This is a genomic window from Streptomyces sp. NPDC002513 (assembly GCF_053595355.1).
Genome location: NZ_JBSFXK010000021.1, coordinates 77,343 through 96,250, shown reverse-complemented (window position 1 = coordinate 96,250; position 18,908 = coordinate 77,343). Strand labels below are relative to the sequence as shown.

Genomic DNA, 18,908 nt, shown 5'->3' with positions numbered 1-18,908 from the left:
GGTGCGACCCGAAAGTCCTCCGGGCGGGCCAATCGCCGGTTTGGGTACCATCTGCCCCTTAAATGGGCAGAGTGACCACGCCCGTCCCCCCTCCTCCGCCGGATCCCGCGGCGGGCACCGCGCACACGGTGCCCGACCGCCGCTCGGCGCTGCGCGCGGGCGCGGGGTTCGCCGTCGGCGCCCTCGCCACCGCCTGTTCCCCCGGCCCCACCGTCGTCCCTCCCCCGTCCCCCTCCCACACCGCCGACAGCCGTTCCGCCGGGTCCGGCATCCAGGCGCCCGCGCCGCGCGCCTTCCCCGGACAGCCCGCCGAGATCGCCCACGGCCCGCGTGACCGCCCCCGGGTCGCCCTCACCTTCCACGGGCAGGGCGACCCCTCCATCGCCACGGCGATCCTCGACGCGGCCGAGGACGCGGACGCGAAGATCACCGTGCTCGCGGTCGGCACCTGGCTGGACGAGCACCCCGACATCAGCCGCCGGATCCTCAAAGGCGGTCACGACCTCGGCAACCACACCCAGCACCACCTCGCCATCAACGCCATGTCCGAGGCGGACGCACGCGCCGAGATCCAGGGATGCGCGGACCGGCTGCGGCGGCTCACCGGATCCATCGGCACCTGGTTCCGTCCCTCGCGCGCGCCCCGCGCGACACCGCTCGTCGAACGGCTGGCCCGCGGCGTCGGCTACCCGCACGTCCTGTCGTACGACATCGACTCCCTCGACTACACCTCGCCGGGCGCCCCGGCCGTCACCCGCAAGGTCACCGACGAGATCCGCAACGGGTCGGTGGTGAGCCTGCACTTCGGGTACGCGGACACGGTCGCCGCCCTCCCCGCCATCCTGCACGCACTCGACCGCCGTGGCCTCGCCGCGGTGACCACCACGGAGCTGCTGACCTGATGCCCCTCTCGACCGTCACGCGCGTACTGATCGCCGGTACCGCCCTCGCCGCGCTCGCCGGATGCAGCAGCGGATCCCCCCACAAGAACCAAGGCCTCGCCTCCAAGACCCCCGTCGACCGTGCCCAGCAGCAGAACGCCGTACGGGTCCTGCCGGGCATGCCGCCCGTGCTCGACCCGGGCGACATCTACTCGGCGGACGGGCCGGGCCGGCTCTCCGACGCGGTCAGGGACTTCCCGTCCCGGGTCTACGTCCCCAACACCAACTCCGACACCGTGACCGTCATCGACCCGACGACGTACAAGGTCCTGGACACGATTCCGGTCGGCCGCCAGCCCCAGCACGTGGTTCCGTCCTGGGACCTGAAGACCCTGTGGGTCAACAACGACCTGGGCAACTCCCTCACCCCCATCGACCCGAGGACCGGCGAGGCGGGCAAGCCCGTCGCCGTGCACGACCCGTACAACCTGTACTTCACGCCGGACGGCAGGTACGCGGTCGTGATGGCCTCCAAGGACCGCCAACTGGTGTTCCGCGACGCGCACACCATGAAGGTGGTCAAGGCCCTGCCGGTGAGCTGCTACGGCGTCAACCACGCCGACTTCTCGACCGACGGCCGCTACTTCATCGTCTCCTGCGAGTTCAGCGGCGAGCTGCTCAAGGTCGACACCGCGAAGATGGAGGTGACCGGCCGGCAGAAGCTGCCCTTCCACGGAGCCATGCCGCAGGACGTCAAGCTCTCCCCGGACGGCAAGCGGTTCTACATCGCGGACATGGTCGCCGACGGTCTGTGGATCCTCAACGGCGACACCTTCGCCACGCCGGCCTTCCTCGCCACCGGCAAGGGGGCGCACGGTCTCTACGTCAGCCGTGACTCCCGCCACATGTACATCTCCAACCGCGGCGAGGGCACCATCTCCGTCTTCGACTTCCCGAAGAACAAGCTGACCGCCAAGTGGCGTCTGCCGGGCGGCGGCAGCCCCGACATGGGCGGCGTCTCCACGGACGGCACCGTGCTGTGGCTGTCCGGCCGGTACAACTCCGTGGTGTACGCCATCGACACACGGACCGGGAAGCAGCTCGCCCGGATCAAGGTGGGCAGCGGTCCGCACGGCCTCGCGGTCTATCCGCAGCCGGGCCGCTACTCGCTGGGGCACACGGGCGTCTTCCGCTGACGCCGCGCGCCGGGGACTCCGCCTGGGTGGTCGCGGCATTGAGGGCGCGGGCGGACCGTTAATCTGACCTCGTCAGTTGGACGGCCGTACGACGGCAAAAGCACCAAGAAGGGGCGGATCGGTGGCGGACATCGAGGAAGCACGCAAGCAGTTCGAGCGGATCGATGCGGACGGTGACGGATTCATCACCGCAGCCGAGTTCAAGTCGGCCCTCGCTCAGGGGGGCGACTGGAACGTCACCGACACGGTGGCCGAGGCCGTCATCAAGACCCGCGACCTCAACGGTGACAAGGTCCTGTCGTTCGACGAGTTCTGGACGTACCTGAGCAAGCAGTGACGCGACGGCTCGCGTGGTGCCCGTCCACCGACGGACGGGCACCCTTCGCGGGCCCTCACCCTTTTGGCCCGGAGCAGGAATAGCCCGCACCGTCCGGAGGTTGGTCCTGATCACGGACGCTGTGCAAGGACACCGGCCCCCGGAAGGGCGAGGCGAGTCATGAAGATCGGCATCATCGGCGCGGGCAACATCGGCGGCAACCTCACCCGGCGGCTCACCGCCCTCGGGCACGACGTATCCGTCGCCAACTCCCGCGGTCCCCAGACGCTCACCGCTCTCGCCGAGGAGACGGGCGCGACGCCCGTCCCGGTCGAGGAGGCGGCCCGTGGCGCCGGGATCGTCGTGGTCACGGTCCCCCTCAAGGCGGTTGTGGACCTGCCGGCCGGACTGCTGGACGGCGCGGCCGAGGGCTTCGTCGTGATCGACACCGGCAACTACTACCCCAGGGAACGGGACGGCAGGATCGCGGCGATCGAGGACGAGGGCCTCACCGAGAGCCGCTGGACCGAACGGCAGATCGGCCATCCCGTGATCAAGGCGTTCAACGGCACCTACGCCCAGGACATCCTGGACCGCCCCCGTCCGGCCGGCGATCCCGACCGGGTGGCGCTTCCGGTCGCGGGCGACGACGAAGCGGCGAAGCGCACGGTACGGGCCCTGATCGACGAGCTGGGCTTCGACACGGTCGACGCCGGCGGTATCGACGACTCCTGGCGCCAGCAGCCGGCCACCCCGGTGTACGGCCTGCGGGCGGGCGTCGACGCCGTCACCAAGGCTCTGGCGGAGGCGTCCCCCGAGCGCACCCCGGAGTTCCGCGGTTAGGACGCCCGCCCTCGGTGTCCCGGAGCGGGCCCGGTACGGACGGGACGCCCGGCGGCCGAGCGACGGCCGCCGGGCGTTCGTGTCCGGAGCTCTCAGGCGCCCGCGGCCCACTCCTTGAGGGCGGTCTTGCTGGTGAAGTTCGCGACGTCCTGGTCCACGGGGTCGGACGTGTACTGGTGGAAGCGCCACGCCGCCTTGATACGGGGCTTGCCCGCGGTGACGTAGTCGGCGATCCACAGGCCGTCCCCGGCGTAGGAGGTGGTGTCGACGGTGAGCCAGAAGTTGCGGTTGGTGTAGAGGACGACGCGGCTGTCCGGCCTCAGGCTCTTCACCTGGCGGATGAAGCGGTCCTTCTCGGCGTTGCTCGCGTGCGTCCCGTCGCCGGTGGTCTCCCAGTCCACGGCCAGCACGTCGCCCGCCCGCTCCGGGGCCTTGGCGACGAAGTGCTCGGCCTGGGCGGCGAGGTCGCCGGGCCACAGGAAGTGGTAGAAGCCGACCACGCAGTCGGCGTCCCGGGCCGTCTTGGTCTGGGCGGTGAGCTTGGGGTTCACATACGAACTCCCCTCCGTCGCCTTGATGAAGACGAAGGAGAGGCCGTCCGTGTCGTAGGCGGACGACTGGTAGGCGCTGACGTCGATGCCTCGCAGCATGGGGGCTCCCTGAAGGGCTCGTGGGGGGCAGGGATCGCTGCCTGGTTCACCCTGGCACAGGTGGTATGCCCCCGGAGCGGGCGCGTCAGCCGCGATCGGCCACCGAACCGGGCTTCGAGGCCGACTCGGCCGCCCGGTCCGAGGTGATCACGCGCGCGTGGTGCGCGGCCAACCGCGCGAGTGGTACGGCTACTTCCCCGTCCGTGGGACGTGTGGACGAGGGCGCCGGCGGGACGCCCGCCGCGTCCGCCGTGATCAGGACGTGGTGGCGGGTGCCGTACCAGGCCGTGCCGTCGCCGTTGTTGACGTAGGCCGCCGCGCCGGGGACCTCACGGTCCGGTTGTGTGCACAGACCGGTGCGCGTCGCCGGAGGGAGCGGAACGTCTCCTTGCACGAGGCGTCGTCGACAGCGCCCCGCAGCATGCCGTCCGGCGGCGTGAGGGCTTCGGCCAGTGGTTTCCGGACAGCGTCACCGGACAGGCCGGTCCCGCACAAGCCCCGTCCTGCGTGGGTCTCAGGCTCGAATCCCGAAGAGCGGCTCCCCTTTCGGCCGGGTCAGGGACTCTCCGACCCGGCCTTTTCGGCCGGCCGGGAGTTTCGCGGGTGTGATCCCGTGAGGGCCTGCCAGGAACGCCCCGGGCGGGCACCCGCCGGGTGGCGCCGTGCTCAGTCCGCGATCCGGGGCAAGGCCGTCGTCCCGCACTTCGAGCAGGTCCGGGCCGCGCGTCCCGGGTCTTGTGGCCGGGACCGCGGTGAGGCCCGTGACACCTCTCGGCCGTTGGGCCCTTCCGGATCTTCCTGTCGTCCAGGCCACGAACAGCCCCTATAGAGTGCGCTGTTGGACGCGGCGGCCGGTGCGGAAGAGGGGCGACCCGCGTGGACCTCTCGGTCAGGGGGGTAGGGACGAGGCGCCTGAGAGGGGACGCAATGAGGGTTGAACTTCCGCCGGAGCCGGTGCACTTCGTCAACCGCGACGACGAACGGCGGCGAGCGCGTCGCGCGGTGGACGAATGGCGGGGTCGTTCCCGGCCGCTGGTCCTGTCGCTGAGCGGGCCGGCAGGCCTGGGGAAGACGGAACTGGCCCGGCTGATCGCGAGGACGTCTCTCGACCGTTTCCCCGACGGCGTGCTGTCGGTCGACCTCGACGACTTCCGGCTGGACGGCGTACTGGATCCCGGCGACGTGCTGGCGCAACTGCTGTGCTCCCTGGAGGTGGAGCCGCGGCTGGTGGAGGCGCAGTTCAAGGCGCGGTGCCGGCAGTGGTGGAACAAGACCGCCCGCGCCAGGCTGGTCCTCATCGTGGACAACGCGCGATACGCCTCGGAGGTCGTCCCGCTCCTTCCGACGTCGGGCGAGAGCCTGGTGATCGTCGCGAGCCACGGTCCGCTCCACGAACTGGAGGAGGGTGCCGCCGTCGACCTGTCGCTGCCGCCACTGGAGGAACGGGCGGCGACGGAACTGCTGGGGCTGATCGTCCGCGACCACCGGCTTGCCGAAGACCCGGAGGCGGTGCGGGCGCTGGTGCGGCTGTGCGACGGTCTGCCGGCGGCTCTCCACGTCGCGGGGCGGTGGGTGCGCGCCCACCGGGTGCGGCCGCTGTCCCGCCTGATTCCGGAGCTGCAAGGCGAGTGGGAGGAGAAGGGGGTGCCCGGCGTCGAGCGCGTCTGGGACACGGCGTACGGCGGTCTGTCCCACCCCGCGGCGCTGCTCTACCGGCTGCTGCCCCACCATCCCGGGACGACGTTCACCATGGGCTCCGCCACCGCGCTGCTGGGGATGGGGCCGGATGCCTGCCAGGAGGCTCTCGAGGAACTGGACAGGGCGGGATTACTGGACCTGCGCGCCGTGCCGGGGACTGAGGGCGGTCATATGAGGCTGCCGGGCCCGCTTCGTGCGCACGCCCTGCGCCGGTCCCGCCACGACACCGGTGAGGCGGAGGTCGCCGCGGCGCAGACCCTGGCTCTGCGCTGGTTGGTCCGCCAGGCCCAGCGGGCGGACCGGTTCGCCGCCGGTCGCCGGCTCCTCGTCGCGGATGCCATCGGCCCTGTTCCCGACGCGCCGGATGTTCCACTGGAGGACCCGGAAGAGCCGGCTCCCGACGAAGTCCGGGCCGCGCGCGCCGCGCGTGCCTCCCGCTGGCTCGATGAGGAACGGCACGCGTTGTTCGCGTGCGCGGACCTGGCCTACGGGCGCGGGCTGGACGCGGAGGTCGTGGCCCTGTCCGAGCCGGTGTGGACGTATGCGCTGGACCATCCGCACCAGTCCGACGTGGTGAAGGTCTTCCGGCTCGCGGTGGCCGCCGCGGTCCGGCACGGACAGAACGCGGCATGGCTGGTGCGCACGCGCTGTCAACTGGCCCGTCCCCTGTGGGAGTCGGGTGAACTGGGCGAGGCGGACCGGGAACTCGCCGCCGCCGATGCCGCCGCCGGGCTGCTGGGGGATGACGCTCGGGACCGTAAGCTCCGGGCCTCGTTGATCGAGTCCTGGGGCATGCTGAACGGTGCACGAGGCGAGTGGGGCGCCGCCGCCGCCGACTTCGCCCGGTCCCGTGCCGTACACGTCGCGCTCCCCAACCCCTACGGTGCCATGCTTCAGACCTACCGCATGGGGGAGGCCAGGGCGAAACTGGGCGAGTGGGAGACGGCGTACCGACTGCTGTCCCAGGCGCACACGGAGGCGGAGGCGCTGGGACGCGAGCGGATGACCCGGCGTACGGGCTTCGCCCTTGCCGGTGTCCTGGGCCGTCTCGGTCGCACCGACGAGGCACGACGGCTGTATGAGCAGTCGCTGGAGAGCGCTCGCGCGCGGCGGTCCGGCTTCGATCAGGCGCGTGTCCATGACGCGTTGGCGCAGTTGGCGCAGGCGGAAGGACACGGCACGGAGGCCGGGGAACACCGCGCGGCCGCACGCGCCATCCGGCAGCGCAACGGACTGGCCTGAGCGGACTCAGATCGCTTGCCCGGCCTCTTCGGCCGTTGCCGGGCGCAGGAGTACGGGGAACGCCCGTTCACCGACGAGGCAGGTCAGCCCGGTCTGCGCGGCGGGTCTCGTGCGGTGGGCGATCAGCCAGGCGTATGCGGCCGATACGGCGGCGGCGGGGTCGATGCGCGCGATCCGGCCGCCTTCGGGCCGCGGCTCGACCTGAACGGTGTACGGCTGCGCATGGCCGCGGACGTGGAGCAGGCACAGCCCGGAGGGGAGTACGGCGGCGGCCGCGCGGCAGCCCGGGTACTCGGCCAGGATGTGCTGGGCCCAACCGGCCGATGACCAGGTCAGATCTGCCGGGGCGGCGGACGGAGGCAACGGGCGCCGGTACAGCAGCCCTGCGGAACGGGTGAGTTGTTCGCTCGCGGCGCCGTGCTCCACGGCCAGGTGGTGCCCGGGCGGCCCCGCGCCGACCGGGCGGCGCACGACACGCGTTCCTTCCGCGGTGATCTCGGCGTCCACGTCGAACGCCGTGGGCACACGGGTGGCGGGGACGGGGGTGGGCAGGAGCCGGAGGGAAGCGCCGAAGGGCAAAGGGGTGAGGCCGACGAGGGCGTACAGTTCGGTGCGCAGTCGGCCCAGGGCGCTGCCCTGGTACGCGAACGCGGCCTGGGCGGCGGCGTGTCCGGGGCCCGGCCGGTACGTCTGGAGCAGTTCCGCTATCGCCTCGGCGGGCCCCAGCTGCGGTATCCGGCTCAGGAGTACGTCCATCGGACTGCCCGGGATCAGTTCGGCGAAGTCCCGGCTCACGCCGATGACGGGCCGGTCCTGGGCGGCGGCGTAGTACAGAGCCGTCGATCCATGGTCGGTGATCAGGGCGTCGGCGGCGATCAGGACGGAAGCCCACTCCTCGTGCGGGTCCGCGAGGATCATCCCCGCGTCGAGCGCCGGCGCCAGCCGCTCGGTCAACTCGTAGGTACCCAGCAGGCTTCTCTCGTTGGGATGGACGATGAGCGCCAACTGGTACTCGTCGTGGGGGAGATGGGCGGCGAGACGGGCGGGCAGTTCGGGGCGTCGCCGGATGAGGGACTCGGGCCCCCACGTCGAGACGAGGACGAGGAGCTTGCGGTGGCCGGTGCCCAGTGCGGCTCGGTAGCGGTCGCGCAGGGGATATGAGGCAAGGACGCGGTCCAGCGTCGGGTCGCCGACGACCCTCGCCCTTCGGGCGGCCTGCGGGGCCACGGCAGCGAGACGGGCCACCTGGTCGGGGTGGGCCACCGCATGCAGGCCTATCGGTGCGGCATCGTCCGCCCGCAGCAGAAACGCGGGGTCGAGCCCGGACGCCGAGTCCGCCGAGCCCTCCTCGGGGATCGCCTTGTTGAAGCCGGCGCCGTGCGGCAGCAGGACGTGTGCGCCGCGCAGCAGACTCAGGTCCCCCTTGGGGCTCGCGGCGACAACCAGGTCGTAGGTACGGCCGCACGCTTCGCTCCACGGCACGCTGCGGCCGCCGACCGCGTCGATGGCGGACAGCACGTCGACCCCGAAGTCGGAACCCGGTACCAGCGTGAAGAAACGAGTGATCCGGTCATCGCCGGAGAACACCGGGGACACATCGAGCAGGCGATACAGGGCGACTGCCGACCGAGCGGCAAAAAGCACGGTCTTCCGCCCGTCGCCCGTCGCCCGTCGCCCGTCGCCCGTCGCCCGTCGCCCGTAACTGTTCATTCTAGAAGGGAACGGTGGGTGAAATGCACTGTTTTCGCAGGTAGGGGCGGTTTCTTCGACGTCCTCCGGCGACATGGACAGATCGTACCGCTCGTTGATCGCCACCCCGGAAGACCGGGAGGATGGCGGCATGAGCGAATGGGGAATCGCACTGATCGCCGCGGGATCCGCGATCGCCGGCAGCGTCGTCACCGGTTGGTACAGCCGCAGTTCCGGTCTCCGGCAGGCAGAAGCGGCACGTCACGCGGGCGACCGGCAGGCGGACGCGCTTCTCGAGTCCGTGCGGCTCACGATCCAGGCCGAGGCGGCTCAGCGCGCACTCGCCCTACGACGCCAGACCTACGCGGAGTTCCTCGGCGCCGCGGAAGCCAGAATCCTGACCGAGCGGACCGGGAGGGGTAGCGCCGACGACGAGGCCCTCCTGCAACGGGCCTTGGGCGGAGTGCTCCTGGAAGGCCCGCCCGAGGTTGCGGCTGCGGCACTCCGTCTCGTCGACTCCCTGCGACGCCATGAGGCACCGGACGACCTCCACCGCGCGAAGCTGGCCTTCGTCTCCGCCGTCCAGGACCTCCTGACGCCCCCGACAGCGACCTGAGGAACCGTCGAGGCGCTGCTGGAGCCGGTCCGCGATCCGCCGCACGCGGTGGCCTTCGCCTGCGGACCGGCGCCGATCGAGTACGGCGGTCGACCAGGGCCGAACCCGCCTGGCATCTTTCGTCAGATCTTGATCACTCGGACGTGGGGGCCGCACAGCATGACGAGGTCCTCGGGGTCCGACGTCAGGACGGTCACCGGGGCGGGTGAGGCGAGCCCGGTGGCGGCCACGATCGCGTCGAGCGCGTACTTGTGGCCGTGCAGTCCAGCCGCGGCGAGGAGTTTGCTGGCGTGGCGGGCGATGGCTTCGCTGGGTGGGATGATGTTGACGCGGGAGACGGCGTAGTCGAAGCGGGCTTGGTTGGTCTTGGGGTCGCGGGCTTCGACGAGGGTGACGGAACTGGTGATGACGCGGATGTCCTCCGCCTCGGCAGCGGCCAGCCACTCGGTGAGCTCGGGCGTGCGCCGTACGAGTTCGGAAAGGCCCTCGCAGTCCAGGACGAGAGTGCCGCTCACGCGGCGTTCGCCGAGCCCGCGTTGTCACCGCGCAAGACGGCTCGCTTTGCCTCGATCGCTGCCTGGTCCACGAGGCCGTGTTCGGCTTCCCCGTCTTCGATGAGTTCGCGCAGCCGCTCGCGCTCCAGCTGGCGCTGGATGAGGGCTTCCACGTAGGCGGACATGCCTCGCTTGCCGGTACGTGCTCTGAGGGCTGCGATGGTGCCTTCGTGGAGGGAGACGGAGACCGGGCGGACCGGCCCTTCGCCGGGAGCCGGGGAGGTAGCCATGCGGCAAGTTTAACAAGACTCTTGTTACTGGTCTGGGGATTCTGCCCTCTGCCGCCACTCGGGCGCCGATGGTTCGACATGCAGTGAGTGCCGCGTGCGTGACCAGCCCCGTGACCTGCCGATTCGGGGGGATTTTCTTGATCCGTTCGGCCCTCCTGGAATTGACCGGGCCTTTCGGTTGGTGGCCGCTCTTCGGTCAGGCGTCCATGGTGGCGAGACTTCCGCCGGCGTTCCTCCAGAGCGGTGGTCGGTGGCTCCGTGTTGCGCAAAGCCGTCGTGCAGGGCGTCGACGGGAAGCACCGGGAGTGCTTGTGTGCGCGCAGGGCCAGGGTGGGCGGAGGGGGGTGCCGCGCGTCAAGGTGGAGGTACCGGCACGAGACCGTCGAGCGACCGGGGACTTTCCGCCGCTTAAGCAGGGAAGGCCCCGACGGCGCCGAAAGACACGAACGCGCTGGTCAGGGGCCATTTCCCCAGCACTCGATGATGTTCATCCCGAGCCCGCCCCGGGCCGTCTCCTTGTACTTCACGCGCAAATGTGGGCATTGATCTGTGCCAGTCAGGGACGGCCGTACAGCTGGGCCAGGTCAATGAGTTCGATGTCGGGGGAAGCCAGGGCGGCTGCGCGGAGTTTGTCGTTGAATCCTGCTCCGCTGAAGCAGAGCAGGCGGGTATCAGCGGTGTCGTAGCGTCCGGCCTGGGTGACGAGGTCCCGGATGTGCTGAAGCCTCTCGAGGTGGGCGATGCCCATGGTGTCGTTCCATTTGGCCTCACCGATTGCCAACAGCGGGGCTTTGGTGCCGTCGGCGATGCCGATGGCAGCGACGTCGGCTTCGTATCCGGTGCGGGCCTTGGGGTCGTGGACGATGCCATGTCCGACGCGGGCGGGTAGCCCTCCGAGCAGGTCGGGGTCGGTGTGGTGCAGGGTCCAGTCACGGCAGACCTGCTCGAAGTGCGGGCCGAGGATGTTGCTGGTGAAACGGCGACGGCTGGCCTGCCAGACCCTGGCGGCGTTTCCAGGGCGTTCCAATTGGTCCCAGACCGGACGCATGATGGCGTGGTAGAAGGCGATGAGGGGCTCGGCGATGCGGTAGGTGGGCCGGTTCTCGCGGAAGACGTCGGCGTCACGGTGGAGCAGCCCGGCGTCTTCGAGGACATTGATGGGGTGGGCGATGTCGGTGGCCTTGCGCTCGAGATAGCCGGCCATGCCGCCGCGGGTGGCGTTTCCTTCGGCGACGGCAGCCAGGACCGACAGGTACAGGGTGGTGTCGCGCAGGTCGGGTTCTTCGGCCAGCAGGTACCGGGCCTCGCGGAACAGCGGGGTCTCGGGGTTGAGTACGGTGCGCGTCACCCAGTCGTCGAAGTCGTCGAGGCTGCTGGGAGTGTCGCCGCGCGCGAACTCGCGGCGATAGGCGGGGGTGCCGCCGACGACTGCGTGGACCTGCAGGGCGAGGCGCGGGTCGGTGATCTCCCAGAAGTCGGCGGCGAGTCGGTGGTCGAGCGGACGCACGAGGAGATCGAGGCCTGCGCGGCCGCGCAGGGGGGCATTCCCGGCGAGGAGTCTGCCCATGAAGGACAGGGCCGAGCCGCACAGGAGCAGCCGGGTGCGGGAGGTGGCACGCTGCTCACGAAGCGGCCGAAGCGCCTCCTGGAACAGAGAAGGCAGCTCGGGGTTGGCCTTGGCGAGGTAGGGGAACTCGTCGATGACCACGGGGACAGGTCGCCCATGGCCGAGCGCGAGGAGGGCGTCGATGGCTTCGGCCCAGGTGGCGAAGTGGTAGGGGCTGGCGGGGCGAGTGTGCTCGGTCAGGGCTGCGCTGATCCGGCGCAGCGACTCCGCATCGGTCGCCTCGGTGGCGCCGAAGTAGAAACCTCCGGCGGCGCGGCAGGCCGCGTCGAGGAGGAAGGTCTTGCCCTGCCGGCGTCGACCGGAGACCACGCCGAGGGTGGCACCGGGCTGTGGGTCGAGGATGAAGCGTTGCAGCGCGGCCCACTCGTAGTCGCGGTCGAACATGTCGGAGGGCTTGTCCACCCGAGACTCCCCATGATCCTAGGGATGCACTTCTATAAACTGTACCTCTATATTCTGGGATTGCGTGCATGTCGTCATGCGCCTCAGCTCAGGTCGCAGTTTGGTTGCGCAGGGAGGCCATGGCGCGGGACAGGTTGTCGGTGCGGATCTTGGAGTCGTCCTTGCGGAACGTGCGGTCCCGCATGTGGTGCAGAAGGTTCTCGGTACCCCAATGGCCTCCGATCCAGGTGGCGGGCTCGGTGCAGGTGGCGTCGGAGACGCTCAGGCTGGTGATCAGGTAGACGCGCTCGATGGTCAGCTGCCCCTGAGGGCCCATTCCCCTAGCACTCGATGATGTTCACCGCGAGACCGCCCCGCGCCGTCTCCTTGTACTTCACGCTCATGTCCGCGCCTGTCTCCTTCATCGTCTTGATGACCTTGTCGAGGGAGACCTTGTGGGAGCCGTCGCCGCGCATCGCCATGCGGGCCGCCGTGACCGCCTTGACCGCGGCCACGCCGTTGCGCTCGATGCACGGGATCTGGACCAGGCCGCCGACCGGGTCGCAGGTCAGGCCGAGGTTGTGCTCCATGCCGATCTCGGCCGCGTTCTCGACCTGCTCGGGGGTGCCGCCCAGGACCTCCGCCAGCGCGCCCGCCGCCATCGAGCAGGCCGAGCCGACCTCGCCCTGGCAGCCGACCTCCGCGCCGGAGATGGACGCGTTCTCCTTGAAGAGCATGCCGATCGCGCTCGCGGCGAGCAAGAAGCGGACCACTCCGTCCTCGTCCGCGCCGGGCACGAAGTTGATGTAGTAGTGCAGCACCGCCGGGATGATGCCCGCGGCTCCGTTCGTCGGGGCCGTGACCACCCGGCCGCCCGCCGCGTTCTCCTCGTTCACCGCCATCGCGTAGAGGGTGAGCCACTCCATCGCGTGGGCCAGCGGGTCGCCCTCGGCCCGGAGCTGGCGCGCGGTGACGGCCGCGCGGCGGCGCACCTTCAGACCGCCCGGCAGGATGCCCTCACGGGACAGGCCGCGCGCCACGCATTCCCGCATGACCCGCCAGATCTCCAGCAGGCCCTCGCGGATCTCCTCCTCCGTGCGCCAGGCCCGCTCGTTCTCCAGCATCAGCGAGGAGATCGACAGACCGGTCTCCTTGGTCAGACGCAGCAGCTCGTCCCCGGTGCGGAAGGGGTACTTCAGCACCGTGTCGTCGAGCTTGATGCGGTCCGCGCCGACCGCGTCCTCGTCGACGACGAAGCCGCCGCCCACCGAGTAGTACGTCTTGGCCAGCAATTCGGTCCCCGAGGCGTCGTACGCCCACAGGGTCATGCCGTTCGCGTGGTAGGGGAGCGTCTTGCGGCGGTGCAGCACCAGGTCGTCGTCGTAGGAGAACGCGATCTCCTGCTCGTCGAGCAGCCAGAGGCGGCCGGACTCCCTGATGTCCTCCACCCGCTGGTCCGCGCTCTCCACGTCCACCGTGCGCGGCGAGTGGCCTTCGAGCCCGAGCAGCACGGCCTTGGGCGTGCCGTGGCCGTGGCCGGTGGCGCCCAGGGAGCCGTACAGCTCCGAGCGCACGGACGCGACCGATTCCAGCAGGCCCTCGTTGCGCAGGCGGAGGACGAACATGCGTGCAGCGCGCATCGGGCCGACCGTGTGGGAGCTGGACGGGCCGATGCCGATCGAGAACAGGTCGAAGACCGAGATGGCCACGGGGACTCCTCAATACGGGGGTGGTGCAGGGGCCGGCCGGGCACCGCGCTCCTCTCCAGTGTGCGCGGTGCCGGCCGGAAGGTGACTTACTGGGCGAGCCCCGGGTACAGCGGGTGCTTGTCGGCCAGGGCCGTCACCCGGGCCTTCAGCGCCGCGGCGTCGTAGGACGGCTTGAGCGCCTCGGCGATGACGTCCGCGACCTCGGCGAAGTCCTCGGCCGTGAAGCCGCGGGTCGCCAGGGCGGGCGTGCCGATCCGGAGGCCCGAGGTGACCATCGGGGGGCGCGGGTCGTTCGGGATCGCGTTGCGGTTGACCGTGATGCCGACCTCGTGCAGGCGGTCCTCGGCCTGCTGACCGTCCAGCTCGGAGTTCCGCAGGTCGACCAGGACGAGGTGCACATCGGTGCCGCCCGACAGGACGTCCACGCCCACGGCCCGGACATCGTCCTCGACCAGGCGCTCGGCCAGGATGCGGGCGCCTTCCAGCGTACGCTGCTGGCGCTCCTTGAAGTCCTCGCTCGCCGCGATCTTGAAGGCGACCGCCTTGGCGGCGATCACATGCTCCAGGGGACCGCCCTGCTGACCGGGGAAGACCGCGGAGTTGATCTTCTTGGCCAGTTCGGCCGTCGAGAGGATCACGCCACCGCGGGGACCGCCCAGCGTCTTGTGGGTGGTGGTGGTGACCACGTGGGCGTGCGGGACCGGGTTCGGGTGCAGACCCGCCGCGACCAGACCGGCGAAGTGCGCCATGTCGACCATGAGGTACGCGCCGACCTCGTCCGCGATCCGGCGGAAGGCGGCGAAGTCGAGCCGGCGCGGGTAGGCCGACCAGCCCGCGACGATCAGCTTCGGCCGGTTCTCCTTGGCGAGGCGCTCGACCTCGGCCATGTCGACGGTGCCGTCGTCGCCCACGTGATACGCGACCACGTGGTAGAGCTTGCCGGAGAAGTTGATCTTCATGCCGTGGGTCAGGTGCCCGCCGTGCGCCAGGTTCAGCCCCATGATCGTGTCGCCGGGCTGGAGCAGCGCGAACATCGCCGCCGCGTTGGCCTGGGCACCCGAGTGCGGCTGCACGTTGGCGTGCTCGGCGCCGAAGAGTTCCTTGACGCGGTCGATGGCGATCTGTTCGATCACGTCGACGTACTCACAGCCGCCGTAGTAGCGGCGGCCCGGGTAGCCCTCGGCGTACTTGTTGGTGAGGACCGAGCCCTGGGCCTCCATGACCGCGACCGGGGCGAAGTTCTCCGAGGCGATCATCTCGAGGGTGGACTGCTGACGGTGCAGCTCGCCGTCGACGGCGGCGGCGACATCCGGGTCGAGCTCGTGCAGGGGAGTGTTCAGAATCGACATGGATACGGTTCCTCAGCTGCCGGAGAACTCGGTGTACTCGTCCGCGGTGAGCAGGTCGGCGGGCTCCTCCGACACGCGCACCCGGAACAGCCAGCCGCCCTCGAAGGGGGCGGAGTTCACCAGCGACGGGTCGTTCACCACGTCCTCGTTGACGTCCGTGACCTCGCCGGAGACCGGGGAGTAGAGGTCGCTGACCGACTTGGTCGACTCCAGTTCGCCGCAGGTCTCGCCCGCGCTCACCGTGTCACCGACCTCCGGGAGCTGGACGAACACGACATCGCCGAGCGCGTTGGCCGCGTGCTCCGTGATGCCGATCGTCGAGACGCCGTCCTCGGCGCCCGACAGCCACTCGTGCTCCTTGCTGTAACGCAGCTGCTGGGGGTTGCTCATGGCCTGAATTCTCCTGTACGCGGGGGAGTGGTGGTGAAGGGGGACTGCTGAAGAAGTCCGTGAGCAGGGCGGACGGCGGGCGGTGCCCCGTCCGGCCCGGGCCCGGTGTCTACTTCTGGCGCTTGTAGAACGGCAGCGCCACGACCTGGTACGGCTCGTGGCTGCCCCGGATGTCCACCGCGACCCCGGCCGTGCCGGGCGCGGAGTGCGCGGCGTCGACGTACGCCATCGCGATCGGCCGGCCCAGCGTGGGGGAGGGCGCGCCGGAGGTGACCTCGCCGATCACCTCGCCGCCGGAGACGACGGCGTACCCGGCCCGCGGCACGCGCCGGCCCTCGGCGACCAGGCCGACCAGGACGCGCGGCGGGTGCTGCGCCGCGCGCTCGGCGGCCTCGAGGAGCGCCGCGCGCCCCACGAAGTCGCCCTCCTTCTCGAACTTCACGACCCGGCCGAGCCCGGCGTCGAAGGGGGTCAGGGAGGTGGTCAGCTCGTGCCCGTACAGCGGCATGCCCGCCTCCAGGCGGAGCGTGTCCCGGCAGGACAGACCGCAGGGGATCAGGCCGGCCGGCGCGCCCGCCTCGGTCAGCGCCTGCCACAGCTTCTCGGCGTGCTCGGGGGCGACGAACAGTTCGAAGCCGTCCTCGCCGGTGTAGCCGGTGCGGGCGATCAGCGCGGGGACGCCGGCGACCGTGCCGGGCAGGCCCGCGTAGTACTTCAGGCCGTCCAGGTCGGCGTCGGTGAGGGACTTCAGGATGCCGGGGGACTCCGGGCCCTGGACGGCGATCAGCGCGTAGGCGTCCCGGTCGTCGCGCACCTCGGCGTCGAAGCCGGCGGACCGCTCCACGAGCGCGTCCAGCACCACCTGGGCGTTGGAGGCGTTGGCGACGACCATGTACTCCCGCTCGCCGAGCCGGTACACGATCAGGTCGTCGAGGATGCCGCCGTCCGCCTGGCAGATCATGGTGTAGCGGGCGCGGCCGACACCGACCGAGCCGATGTTGCCGACCAGGGCGTGGTCCAGCACCCGGACGGCCTCGGGACCGGACACCGTGATCTCGCCCATGTGTGAGAGGTCGAAGAGGCCCGCCCTCGTCCGGACGGCGAGGTGCTCGTCGCGCTCCGAGCCGTACCGCAGGGGCATGTCCCAGCCGGCGAAGTCGGTCATCGTCGCGCCCAGCGAACGATGCAGGGCATCGAGTGCGGTGTGGCGCAGGGGGCTGCTACTGCTCATCGGTTGTGCTCCCAGGGCGATGGGGTCCCCTCGCGCGAGCGAAGCCGGGCGCGGGGAGGGCGAGGTCGTTTCCTCCCCATCTGTCATCGGAACCTGAGAGGTTCGCCATGACCCCGCGCGGCGGGGTGTCATGGCTTGCACCTTGGGTGGAGCCGCCGGTGGCGGCCCGCTTTCCAGATGTGCCTCGCCCGCGCGGTATCGGGGCCTGAGAGATTCAAGGGAGGGACTTGCTCCTTCGGCGCCCGGGGTGGACGTACGGCAGACGACGTACGGACCCGGGACTCTCCCGCGCGGATTCAAGCGGCCGGTATGCAGTTGGCGGGCACATCATTGCACGCCTCGTCCGATCACGGCAGGGCCGCACCTGTAACCGGCTTGTGGCGCTACGGCGACGGAATCACGAGACACCGCGCATTACCTTCTCTTTACGCTCGACGGGGAGGGGACTTCCTGACCCCCCAGGGGAGGACGATCACGGTGAACAGGACGACGGCGTACGCGACGACCTCGGGCTTCGCGGTGCACAGCCGGCCGGGAGCCCCGGCCCGGCAGGCCCGCCGGGCACCGCGGGCGGCCACCGGCGCCCAGGTCCGTGATCTGCGCGACCGGGCCGGGCGCGTCCCCCGGGGGCTCACCTTCGACGCGGGCGACGTCGTCGTGATCACCGGTCTGCCCGGCAGCGGCAAGTCCACCCTCATGCGCCGTGCGGTACGGGGGGCGCGGATCGACTCCCAGGACGTCCGCGACCGCTGGGACGAGCGCCTCTCCCGCTTCCTGCCGTACGCGGTCTACCGCCCCCTCGTCCGCCTCGCCCACTACGCCGGCCTGCGCCGCGCCCTGCGCACCGGCACCGGGGTCGTCGTCCACGACTGCGGGACGCAGCCCTGGGTGCGCTCCTGGCTGGCCCGCGCGGCCCGCCGCCGCGGCGGCACCCTCCATCTGCTCGTGCTCGACGTCACCACGGACGCGGCCCTGGCGGGCCAGCGCGAGCGCGGCCGGGGCGTGTCGCGGTACGCGTTCCTCAGGCACCGCCGGGCCGCCGGGCGTCTGCTGGGCTCCGTCGAGCGGGGCACCGTCCCGGACGGCTGCGGCTCGGTGGTCCTCCTCGACCGTCAGGCGGCGGACGTCCTGCGCCGGATCGACTTCGCGGGCTGACGCCGACGCCGCGGACGGGGGGCGCTCGCGCGGGACCGGGGCGGGCATTGCGGGAGCAAGGACGGTTTCGCGGGACCGAGGTCGGCTGCGTGCGATCGTGGCCGGTCGCGCGGGACCGGGGCGGGCTCGGCGAACCGAGGGGGCCGACTCCGGACCCGAGGCCGGTTGCGCGGACCGGAGCTGGTTACGCGGGACCGGGGCCGCCTTCGCGCACCGGGGCCGGCTTCGCCGCCTGAGGGGCGCGGCCCGCGTACCCGTTAGCCTTGCGCATCTCAGCAGTGGTTCCTCAGCTCTTTCGCAGGCGGTAGCAGAGATGGACTTCCCGGCGGACCTTCCCGCGGACTTCCCCGCACAGGCACACCCCCATCCGCACGGCGGCTGGCCGGGCAACGAGCTGGAGGAGGTGCTCTCCGCCTCGCTCGGCATCCCCTCGGCCGGCGGCCGGATCGTGGAGGTCCTCGGCCGCAGCTTCCTGTGGGTGCCGCTGCCGAGCGGCGGCGGCCCGCACAGCGGCCCGCTCGACCTGCCCACGGTGGAGATCGAGGGGCAGGCGTATGTGCCGGTGTTCACCTCGGAGGAGCAGTTCCGCCAGGTCGTCGGCAACCACATGTCGTACACGATCGCGCCCGCCGTCGAGTTCGCCCGCGGGCTGCCCCCGCAGGTCGGCATCGCGGTCAACCCCGGCGGCGTGGTGGGCGTGCCGCTGCCGCCGGACGCGGTGGCCGAGCTGTGCCGCGCCGGGCGCACCCCGCTGGACGGCCCCGTGAGCGGCGGGCGCGTCCGGCTGTTCGAGCCCGACTGGCAGGACGACCCGGTGGACTTCCTCGCCGCCGCCTCCGCCGAGTTCGCGGCGACCGGGGTGGTGCTCACCGCGCGCCGTTGCCTGGCCGCGATCGAGACCGCCGACCCGGTGATGTTCATCGGCGTCGAACTCTCCTCCCAGGAGGCCGACATACGTACGCTCCCGCTGGACGCGCTCGGCCGGGCGCTCGGGCAGGTGCCGGTGGGCGTGCCCGTGAACATGGTGTTCCTGGATGTGGCGCAGGACCCGGTCGGGGAGTGGCTGCGGGAGCACGTACGGCCGTTCTACCAGCACGGTTACTGAGCCGCCCGCGCCCGCGGCACGCGGTGCCGGGGCGATGCGGGGCGGT

19 protein-coding genes and 2 riboswitches are annotated in these 18,908 nt (G+C 71.1%); of the genes, 8 read left to right on the top strand and 11 right to left on the bottom strand.

What is annotated here, in order from left to right:
• Positions 1 to 62: 62 nt before the first annotated feature.
• The 4 genes from ACWD5Q_RS16765 to ACWD5Q_RS16750 all read left to right on the top strand — a co-directional run bounded on the left by ACWD5Q_RS16765 (position 63) and on the right by ACWD5Q_RS16750 (position 3,236).
• Positions 63 to 902, top strand: a complete 840-nt coding sequence (locus tag ACWD5Q_RS16765; protein WP_451427736.1) for a polysaccharide deacetylase family protein — start codon at positions 63 to 65, stop codon at positions 900 to 902.
• On the top strand, positions 902 to 2,077 hold the full coding sequence (locus ACWD5Q_RS16760; protein WP_451427735.1) for a YncE family protein: 1,176 nt from the start codon (positions 902 to 904) through the stop codon (positions 2,075 to 2,077). The genes ACWD5Q_RS16765 and ACWD5Q_RS16760 overlap by 1 nt, the downstream gene beginning before the upstream one ends.
• A 121-nt stretch (positions 2,078 to 2,198) precedes the next feature.
• Positions 2,199 to 2,414 (top strand): EF-hand domain-containing protein, encoded by a 216-nt coding sequence (locus ACWD5Q_RS16755; RefSeq protein ID WP_451427734.1) that lies wholly within the window; start codon positions 2,199 to 2,201, stop codon positions 2,412 to 2,414.
• A 63-nt stretch (positions 2,415 to 2,477) separates the two neighbouring features.
• Entirely contained in the window at positions 2,478 to 3,236 is a 759-nt protein-coding gene (locus tag ACWD5Q_RS16750) for an NADPH-dependent F420 reductase (protein WP_451427733.1), read from the top strand.
• 92 nt (positions 3,237 to 3,328) lie between these two features.
• On the opposite strand, the gene ACWD5Q_RS16745 is transcribed toward ACWD5Q_RS16750, so the two are convergent.
• Together ACWD5Q_RS16745 and ACWD5Q_RS16740 are read right to left on the bottom strand one after the other, a co-directional pair.
• Positions 3,329 to 3,886 carry a glycoside hydrolase family 25 protein gene (locus ACWD5Q_RS16745; RefSeq protein ID WP_451427732.1) on the bottom strand — a complete coding sequence of 186 codons (558 nt, stop codon included), beginning with the start codon at positions 3,884 to 3,886 and terminating at the stop codon, positions 3,329 to 3,331.
• Between the two features lie 85 nt (positions 3,887 to 3,971).
• Positions 3,972 to 4,280, bottom strand: a complete 309-nt coding sequence (locus ACWD5Q_RS16740) for a hypothetical protein (protein WP_451427731.1) — start codon at positions 4,278 to 4,280, stop codon at positions 3,972 to 3,974.
• A gap of 533 nt (positions 4,281 to 4,813) precedes the next feature.
• Between ACWD5Q_RS16740 and ACWD5Q_RS16735 the strand changes: the two genes are divergently transcribed.
• Complete coding sequence (locus ACWD5Q_RS16735; RefSeq protein WP_451427730.1) at positions 4,814 to 6,826, top strand: tetratricopeptide repeat protein; 2,013 nt, start codon at positions 4,814 to 4,816, stop codon at positions 6,824 to 6,826.
• A gap of 6 nt (positions 6,827 to 6,832) precedes the next feature.
• Here ACWD5Q_RS16735 and ACWD5Q_RS16730 read toward each other — a convergent pair whose 3' ends face one another.
• Positions 6,833 to 8,536, bottom strand: coding sequence for a translation initiation factor 2 (locus tag ACWD5Q_RS16730; RefSeq protein WP_451427729.1), 1,704 nt, complete (start codon positions 8,534 to 8,536; stop codon positions 6,833 to 6,835).
• Between the two features lie 130 nt (positions 8,537 to 8,666).
• On the opposite strand from ACWD5Q_RS16730, the gene ACWD5Q_RS16725 reads away from it, so the two are divergent.
• Entirely contained in the window at positions 8,667 to 9,131 is a 465-nt protein-coding gene (locus tag ACWD5Q_RS16725) for a hypothetical protein (protein ID WP_451427728.1), read from the top strand.
• Between the two features lie 122 nt (positions 9,132 to 9,253).
• Here the strand turns inward: ACWD5Q_RS16725 and ACWD5Q_RS16720 are convergent, their stop codons facing one another.
• The 8 genes from ACWD5Q_RS16720 to gcvT all read right to left on the bottom strand — a co-directional run bounded on the left by ACWD5Q_RS16720 (position 9,254) and on the right by gcvT (position 16,602).
• Positions 9,254 to 9,646 carry a type II toxin-antitoxin system VapC family toxin gene (locus tag ACWD5Q_RS16720; protein WP_451427727.1) on the bottom strand — a complete coding sequence of 131 codons (393 nt, stop codon included), beginning with the start codon at positions 9,644 to 9,646 and terminating at the stop codon, positions 9,254 to 9,256.
• On the bottom strand, positions 9,643 to 9,915 hold the full coding sequence (locus ACWD5Q_RS16715; RefSeq protein WP_451427726.1) for a hypothetical protein: 273 nt from the start codon (positions 9,913 to 9,915) through the stop codon (positions 9,643 to 9,645). Before ACWD5Q_RS16715 ends, ACWD5Q_RS16720 begins: the two co-directional genes overlap by 4 nt.
• A 556-nt stretch (positions 9,916 to 10,471) precedes the next feature.
• Complete coding sequence (locus tag ACWD5Q_RS16710; RefSeq protein WP_451427725.1) at positions 10,472 to 11,944, bottom strand: AAA family ATPase; 1,473 nt, start codon at positions 11,942 to 11,944, stop codon at positions 10,472 to 10,474.
• An 88-nt stretch (positions 11,945 to 12,032) separates the two neighbouring features.
• Positions 12,033 to 12,260 (bottom strand): hypothetical protein, encoded by a 228-nt coding sequence (locus ACWD5Q_RS16705; RefSeq protein ID WP_451427724.1) that lies wholly within the window; start codon positions 12,258 to 12,260, stop codon positions 12,033 to 12,035.
• Between the two features lie 4 nt (positions 12,261 to 12,264).
• Entirely contained in the window at positions 12,265 to 13,632 is a 1,368-nt protein-coding gene (locus ACWD5Q_RS16700) for an L-serine ammonia-lyase (protein WP_451427723.1), read from the bottom strand.
• An 86-nt stretch (positions 13,633 to 13,718) separates the two neighbouring features.
• Positions 13,719 to 14,981 (bottom strand): serine hydroxymethyltransferase, encoded by a 1,263-nt coding sequence (gene glyA, locus ACWD5Q_RS16695; protein WP_451427722.1) that lies wholly within the window; start codon positions 14,979 to 14,981, stop codon positions 13,719 to 13,721.
• Between the two features lie 12 nt (positions 14,982 to 14,993).
• The gene (gcvH, locus tag ACWD5Q_RS16690; protein WP_451427721.1) at positions 14,994 to 15,371 is read right to left on the bottom strand and encodes a glycine cleavage system protein GcvH; all 378 of its coding nucleotides are present in this window, start codon (positions 15,369 to 15,371) and stop codon (positions 14,994 to 14,996) included.
• Positions 15,372 to 15,480: 109 nt separating this feature from the next.
• The gene (gene gcvT / locus ACWD5Q_RS16685; protein ID WP_451427720.1) at positions 15,481 to 16,602 is read right to left on the bottom strand and encodes a glycine cleavage system aminomethyltransferase GcvT; all 1,122 of its coding nucleotides are present in this window, start codon (positions 16,600 to 16,602) and stop codon (positions 15,481 to 15,483) included.
• Positions 16,603 to 16,672: 70 nt separating this feature from the next.
• Positions 16,673 to 16,785: riboswitch (glycine riboswitch) on the bottom strand.
• Positions 16,786 to 16,901, bottom strand: a riboswitch (glycine riboswitch).
• Positions 16,902 to 17,073: 172 nt separating this feature from the next.
• On the opposite strand from gcvT, the gene ACWD5Q_RS16680 reads away from it, so the two are divergent.
• The gene (locus tag ACWD5Q_RS16680) at positions 17,074 to 17,757 is read left to right on the top strand and encodes an AAA family ATPase (RefSeq protein WP_451427750.1); all 684 of its coding nucleotides are present in this window, start codon (positions 17,074 to 17,076) and stop codon (positions 17,755 to 17,757) included.
• A gap of 313 nt (positions 17,758 to 18,070) precedes the next feature.
• Positions 18,071 to 18,862 (top strand): enhanced serine sensitivity protein SseB, encoded by a 792-nt coding sequence (locus ACWD5Q_RS16675; RefSeq protein ID WP_451427719.1) that lies wholly within the window; start codon positions 18,071 to 18,073, stop codon positions 18,860 to 18,862.
• Positions 18,863 to 18,908: the final 46 nt, after the last annotated feature.

Bases quoted from the DNA above. Each gene is read 5' to 3' on its own strand.
- ACWD5Q_RS16705 (WP_451427724.1), bottom strand. From the start codon at position 12,260: ATGGGCCCTCAGGGGCAGCTGACCATCGAGCGCGTCTACCTGATCACC.
- ACWD5Q_RS16765 (WP_451427736.1), top strand. From the start codon at position 63: ATGGGCAGAGTGACCACGCCCGTCCCCCCTCCTCCGCCGGATCCCGCG.
- ACWD5Q_RS16715 (WP_451427726.1), bottom strand. From the start codon at position 9,915: ATGGCTACCTCCCCGGCTCCCGGCGAAGGGCCGGTCCGCCCGGTCTCC.
- ACWD5Q_RS16760 (WP_451427735.1), top strand. From the start codon at position 902: ATGCCCCTCTCGACCGTCACGCGCGTACTGATCGCCGGTACCGCCCTC.
- ACWD5Q_RS16745 (WP_451427732.1), bottom strand. From the start codon at position 3,886: ATGCTGCGAGGCATCGACGTCAGCGCCTACCAGTCGTCCGCCTACGAC.
- ACWD5Q_RS16735 (WP_451427730.1), top strand. From the start codon at position 4,814: ATGAGGGTTGAACTTCCGCCGGAGCCGGTGCACTTCGTCAACCGCGAC.
- ACWD5Q_RS16730 (WP_451427729.1), bottom strand. From the start codon at position 8,536: ATGAACAGTTACGGGCGACGGGCGACGGGCGACGGGCGACGGGCGACG.
- ACWD5Q_RS16675 (WP_451427719.1), top strand. From the start codon at position 18,071: ATGGACTTCCCGGCGGACCTTCCCGCGGACTTCCCCGCACAGGCACAC.
- gcvT (WP_451427720.1), bottom strand. From the start codon at position 16,602: ATGAGCAGTAGCAGCCCCCTGCGCCACACCGCACTCGATGCCCTGCAT.
- ACWD5Q_RS16725 (WP_451427728.1), top strand. From the start codon at position 8,667: ATGAGCGAATGGGGAATCGCACTGATCGCCGCGGGATCCGCGATCGCC.
- glyA (WP_451427722.1), bottom strand. From the start codon at position 14,981: ATGTCGATTCTGAACACTCCCCTGCACGAGCTCGACCCGGATGTCGCC.
- gcvH (WP_451427721.1), bottom strand. From the start codon at position 15,371: ATGAGCAACCCCCAGCAGCTGCGTTACAGCAAGGAGCACGAGTGGCTG.